Source organism: Streptomyces sp. WAC05292, from assembly GCF_003949955.1.
GTDB lineage: Bacteria > Actinomycetota > Actinomycetes > Streptomycetales > Streptomycetaceae > Streptomyces > Streptomyces globosus.
The window spans coordinates 1-5,485 of record NZ_RPSE01000403.1 but is presented as its reverse complement, the minus strand read 5'-3'; the positions used below and the strand labels follow the sequence as shown (position 1 = coordinate 5,485).

At 76.3% G+C, this 5,485-nt stretch carries 7 protein-coding genes; 3 read left to right on the top strand and 4 right to left on the bottom strand.

The window, feature by feature from the left end; translation table 11 throughout:
- Nucleotides 1-33: 33 nt before the first annotated feature.
- Nucleotides 34-501 (bottom strand): VOC family protein, encoded by a 468-nt coding sequence (locus EF903_RS27840; RefSeq protein ID WP_125547731.1) that lies wholly within the window; start codon nucleotides 499-501, stop codon nucleotides 34-36.
- 165 nt (nucleotides 502-666) lie between these two features.
- Here EF903_RS27840 and EF903_RS27835 point away from each other — a divergent pair, with 165 nt between their 5' ends.
- The 3 genes from EF903_RS27835 (at nucleotide 667) to EF903_RS27825 (ending at nucleotide 3,165) form a co-directional block, all read left to right on the top strand.
- The gene (locus tag EF903_RS27835) at nucleotides 667-948 is read left to right on the top strand and encodes a DUF3253 domain-containing protein (RefSeq protein ID WP_125547729.1); all 282 of its coding nucleotides are present in this window, start codon (nucleotides 667-669) and stop codon (nucleotides 946-948) included.
- Nucleotides 949-1,318: 370 nt separating this feature from the next.
- Entirely contained in the window at nucleotides 1,319-2,443 is a 1,125-nt protein-coding gene (locus EF903_RS27830; RefSeq protein ID WP_125547727.1) for a nucleotide disphospho-sugar-binding domain-containing protein, read from the top strand.
- A 110-nt stretch (nucleotides 2,444-2,553) separates the two neighbouring features.
- On the top strand, nucleotides 2,554-3,165 hold the full coding sequence (locus EF903_RS27825) for a PASTA domain-containing protein (RefSeq protein WP_125547725.1): 612 nt from the start codon (nucleotides 2,554-2,556) through the stop codon (nucleotides 3,163-3,165).
- A 32-nt stretch (nucleotides 3,166-3,197) separates the two neighbouring features.
- Here EF903_RS27825 and EF903_RS27820 read toward each other — a convergent pair whose 3' ends face one another.
- The 3 genes from EF903_RS27820 to EF903_RS27810 all read right to left on the bottom strand — a co-directional run.
- Complete coding sequence (locus EF903_RS27820; RefSeq protein ID WP_125547723.1) at nucleotides 3,198-3,686, bottom strand: zinc ribbon domain-containing protein; 489 nt, start codon at nucleotides 3,684-3,686, stop codon at nucleotides 3,198-3,200.
- A 109-nt stretch (nucleotides 3,687-3,795) separates the two neighbouring features.
- Nucleotides 3,796-4,908, bottom strand: a complete 1,113-nt coding sequence (locus tag EF903_RS27815) for a hypothetical protein (RefSeq protein WP_125547721.1) — start codon at nucleotides 4,906-4,908, stop codon at nucleotides 3,796-3,798.
- Nucleotides 4,909-4,988: 80 nt separating this feature from the next.
- On the bottom strand, nucleotides 4,989-5,485 hold a 497-nt coding region (locus EF903_RS27810), incomplete at its 5' end, for a restriction endonuclease (RefSeq protein WP_148142587.1).

The following is a 5,485-nucleotide window of genomic DNA, read 5'->3' as shown; positions in this document are numbered from 1 at the left end:
GTCGCCGGCAGGGCGGCGGCTGCCGCCCGGCCGTCAGCCGCCGCCCTGCACGGCCTCCCGCGCCCGCCGCTCCATCTCCTCCTCGGACACGTCCTCCACGTGCGAGGCGAGGCTCCAGCGGTGCCCGTACGGGTCCTCGATCTGTCCGGTGCGGTCGCCGTAGAACTCGTCGCGGACCGGGCGCAGTTCCCTGGCGCCCCGCGCGACGGCCGCGGCGAAGACCGCGTCGACGTCCTCGACGTACACGTGCAGGGTGACGGGCGTCCCGCCCACGGACTTCGGCGAGCGGAAGCCCATGTCCGGGTGCTCGTCCGCGAGCATGATGACCGCGTTGCCCAGTTCCAGCTCGGCATGGCCGATCCTGCCGCCGGGCGCGGGCATCCGCGTCCGCTCGGTCGCGCCCAGCACGGACACATAGAAGTCGATCGCCTCCGCGGCACCGTCGCAGCACAGGTACGGGGTGATGCGCGGATACCCCTCGGGAACGGGTTTGACGGCCACAGGCTCCCCGCCTTCCTCTCACCGGCGGCCACGGCGGCCGCCGCCTGCCCCCACTGATATCCCGCACCCGGCCGACATGCCGGACCGCCGCGCGGCGGCCGCCCTGGCGTGCCCCGAAGGGCCGCGCCCGCGGCCCGTGGGCAGCCGCGGTGCCACACTGGGGGAGTGGACGACAGCGGACGGCCGACAGGCCGGCGCCTGGAGCGGGCCATCCTGGAGCTTCTGGAGCGCCGCAGCCCCACCGCGACGATCTGCCCCTCCGACGTCGCACGCGCGGTGTACGCGGGGGAGGGCGACGGCTGGCGCGCGCTGATGGAGCCCGTCCGCCGCGCGGCCCGGCGGCTCGTCGCCGCCGGCGAGGTCGAGATCACCCAGGCGGGCCGCCCCGTCGACCCGGCGCAGGCCCGGGGCCCGATCCGCATCCGCCGCCGCACCGGCACCCGCTGACGGCGCCGCCGCGAGGGCCGGGAGGCCCGCGTACGGGTGCCGCCCCGACCCTCCGGACGCCCTGCGAGACGCCCCTCGAAGGGGCGGCGGCAGCCTGCCGGTGCGCCGGCGGGGCGACATTCGGACAGCCGCCGGGATGCCGATCCGGCGTCGGCAGCAGGCGCCCGGAAACCGCACGCGTGCACGCACAGCGCGGAATGCCCCATTCCTGTGCGGTGGCTGCTCCATCCGGAAACGTCCGAATTTCGACCCTGTTCGAGGGAACACCCGCTGCCCGTCGGCCAGTTCACCGAAGGGAGCCGGGACAGGCCCCTGCGACCCGATTGGCACGGCCCGTCCCGGACCGCCACACCTTGGGCAAGGAGAAAGCGTGCGCATACTCTTCACCGGACCGGCCTCCGCCGGCCACCTGTTCCCGATGATCCCCACCGCGCAGGCCCTGCGGGCCGCGGGCCACGAGGTCCTGTTCGCGAGCGGGCAGCCGCTGGACCGGCTGCGCGAGGCCGGCTTCCCGATCGTGGAGATCGGCGACGGCCGCACCCTCCGGGAGGTGTTCGAGCAGGTCACCGGCGAGGAGGTGCAGTACGTCGCCCACGACCGGACACCGGAGCAGATCCTCGACCAGGCGGCCCGCGGCTTCGCACTCGCCGCCCGCCCCACCGTGGACGGCCTGCTCGCCGCCGCCGAGGACTGGGGCGCCGACCTGCTGGTCTACGACTCCTTCCAGGCCGCCGCCCCGCTGGTCGCGGCCAAGCTGAAGATCCCTTCGGCGATCCAGAACTTCGGCGTCTCCTCGGGCCTCGACATGGTCGGCCGTATCGCCGCCCACTTCACCGAGGCGTACGGGGCGCTCGGCGTCGAAGGGCCGGCCGAGGCCACCCCGCTGAACGTCGTTCCCGCCTCCCTCGGCGGCGACCCGGGCGGTCTGCGCATGCGCTACATCCCCTACAACGGCGGCGGCACCGTCCCCCCGGAGCTCCTGCGCCGCGGCAGCCGGCCGCGCATCGCCGTCACCCTCGGCACGGTCCTCACCGAGCTGGACGGCGTGCGCGCCATCGTCCGCCTCATGGAGGCCGCCGCTTCCGTGGACGCCGACTTCCTGCTCGCCGTCGGCGACGCCGACCTCACGCCGCTCGGCACCCTCCCGGGCAACGTCCGCCCGCTGCCGTGGGTTCCGCTCAACGAGCTGCTGACCGCCGCCGACGCGCTGGTCCACCACGGCGGCTCCGGCACCATGCTCACCGCAGTGCAGGCCGGCCTGCCGCAGCTCCTGCTCCCGCAGGGCGCCGACCACTTCATCAACGCCGACGCCCTCACCGCCACCGGCGCCGCCCTGCGCTCCACCTCCGACGGCGTCGACGCCCCGCTCCTGGCCCGCCTGACCGGCGACCCCGCCCTCCGCGAGGCGGCCGCCTCGCTCCGCGCGGAGAACGCCGCCCTGCCCGCGCCGGCCGCGATCGTCCCGGCTCTGGAGGCCCTCGCAGCCGCCCGTTAGCAGCCGCCCGCCGGCGGCGGGCCGCAGCCCCCCGCCGGCAGCCGCATGCGCCGTGTCACAACTCGGTGACACCGCCCGCCCGCCGGCCGTGCCCCGGGGAGCATGGCCGGATGCGGAACCACCACACCACCGCCGCCGTCCTGGCCGCCGCCGCGGCCCTCGCCCTCACCGCCTGCGGCCCGCCGTCCGCCTCGGGCGAGTCCAAGCCCGGCACGCCGGCACCCTCCGGCACCGCCCGGGAGGCGGCCGTGCTGCCGGACCTCGTCGGCATGGGCCTCCAGGCCGCGCAGGACACCGCCCAGGCGGCCGGATTCCACTCGCTCACCTCGCACGACGCGCTCGGCCGCGGCCGCGGGCAGGTCCTGGACCGCGGCTGGAAGGTCTGCTCGCAGACCCCCGCCGCCGGGAGCGGCGTCGACACGGCGGCGAAGGTGGACCTCGGCGCGGTGAAGCTCGAGGAGGAGTGCCCCGCCCGGGAGCAGGCGACCCCGTCGGCGCCCGTCGGTGCGACCATGCCGAACTTCGTCGGCCGGAGCATGAAGGTCGCCCGGCAGGCGCTCCCCGGGAACGCGAGCATCACCGTCAAGGACGCCCTGCAGGAGCGGATGGTGCTCCAGGAGTCCAACTGGCGGGTGTGCACCCAGAGTCCCCCGACCGGTACGCCGCTCACGGGGCAGCCCGTGGCGTTCCACGTCGTCAAGTTCGAGGAGACCTGCCCCTGATCCGGGGCCGGGGACCGGCGGGCCGGAGCCGGCTACCGGGCCAGCTTCTCCCCGCAGCGGGCGCAGAAGCGGTCCTCGGCGTCGGAGGCCATGCGGCCGCAGGCGGCGCACACCCGGCTCGCCAGGCAGGCCGGTTCACCGGCGCCGGCCCGCAGCCCCGTGGTGATCCCCAGCGGCGGCCGGCGGCGGTGGGAGGTGGTGTAGGTGAGTCCGTCCGCGCCGGCCCGGACCGAACGCGTCGTGCCGGCCGGCAGCCAGGCGACGGCGCCCGGCGCCAGCGCCACCGACTGCTCGGGCGTACGCAGTTCACCCGAACCCGCGACGACGACGAGCAGCACCCCGAGGACCGTCTCCGTGTGCTCGCCGATGTCGGCCCGGGCCCCGAGCCGGACGAGGTTCGCGTCCAGGTCGCGGCCGGCGCCGCCGAGCGCCCACAGGACGCGGATCCGTCCCTCGCCGACGGCGTCGGCGGGCGGCGGCGACGGCAGGAACACCGGTGTGCCCGGCGCGGACGACTCCATGGCTTCTCCCACTGCGAAGGGGTCTTGCTCCTCGACGGTCACCACTATGGCAGTCCGCCAGGCCCGCCGGAGGCACTCCCCGGCGGGCCTGGCGGCGCGGCCGCGTGCGTCAGCCCTGCGGCCGGTAGGCCTGCTTGCTCGCGCAGGTCCACACCGTGGGCGTGCCGAGGCCGCTCTCGTCGAGGACCGTCCCTCCGACGCGGTCGTCGTCGGTGACCGCCTGCGCGGCGCCGCGGCGGGGGCCGCTGCCGCCGGGCAGCGCGAGCACCGGGCCCGTGCCCGGCCAGTACGCGGGCTGCGAGCTCTTCGGCCAGCCCTCCTCGTACGAGACCGCCCGGCCGACGGCCGCGCCGGTCTCCGGGCTGATGCCCGCGAGGGCCAGCTCCGCCTCCCCGGCCAGCCGGCCGGGCTCCGCCGGCAGGGCGTCGTAGGGCCGCTTCCAGGTCGCGGGGCGGTGGTGGGACAGCTCGCGCCAGTGCTGCCACTCGTGCCCGACGACCCTGCCGCGGTTGTCGATCCCGGTGGCGATCGCGTCGTACGTGGGGTCGCCCTGGTTCCAGACCTGCAGGGCGTACGGCGGGTAGCCGCCGGCCGGCCAGACGACCGGATTGCCGCGGACGGTGGTCTCGTCGGTCACCGGGTCGTAGGACTGGCCGGAGACGTGGCCCAGGATGTCGCCGCGCTTGTTGACGGCGTTCACCGAGACCCTGCTGCCCGGCAGGGCGTCGTCGGGGAGCGGGAGTTCGCGGACGACCCTGCCGTCGGCCCATTCCCTTCCGACGCCGTTCTCGCTGGTGGCCATACGGCCGCTCTCGTTCACGGCCGCGGCCGCGTCGTGCGCCGTACCCGTCAGCAGCCGCACGGCGGCATCGCCCGGCCGGTAGCTGAAGGCGGCGGCGTCGTCGAAGCCGCGCCGCAGGGTGCCGACCATCAGCCCGCTGTCGCCGACCGACGTGACGGTGCCGCCCGTCCACCCGTCCGGCAGCGGCACCGCGTGGACGGCGGTGCCCTTCCAGTACACGGGCATGTTCCGACTGGTGCCCACCGCCAGGTCGCCCCGCCCGAGGTCGTACACGGTGCCGCGGTCGGCCGCCGGGCCGGAGGCCAGCGCGTCCAGGCTGCGGATCTCCGGCGTGCAGCTGGTGGCGCCGGCCGGCGCGGCGAACGTGACGAGCCCGGCGACGGCGGCGGCCGCGGCAACTGCGGCGGTGGTCTTCCTCATTGGTGCTTCCCCCTGATCGTGATGCGGACGGGCCCCATACTGCCGGGCAGCCGGCCGGAATGCGGCACCCCCACTTGCGATCAGCGGACGGGGTGCCGGACCTCCCGGGGGGCGGCGCCCGCCGGGGTGCCCTGCCACGGCGGTCCGGTCCGGGCCTCGGTCCACGCGGCGAGGGCGTCGCCGTCCACGCAGACGATGTCGCAGGCGGCGGCGTACTCCGCGGCCGGCGCGGTGAACTCGCTGGTGGTGACGACGACGGCCACGTCGGCCTCGTGGACGGCGAAACAGGTCCCGCCGAACCGCTGGAGGTCCTGGGAGCCGACCCGGTGGCCCTCGCCGTAGTGCTTGCACTGGATCACCACGCGCCGGCCCTCCGGCGTCGTGGCGATCACATCGGCCCCCAGGTCGCCGGCACCGCCCACCACCTCCACCTGGGGGCAGCCGTCACGGGCGCACAGCGCGGCGACCGCGTGCTCGAAGCCGTCGGCGTCCACCGCCTCGTGGTCCAGCGCCTCGGGGCCCACCTCGGGGAGCTCGGGCGCGGGTTCGGGCCGGCCGGGGGCGCCTGCGGCCGGCC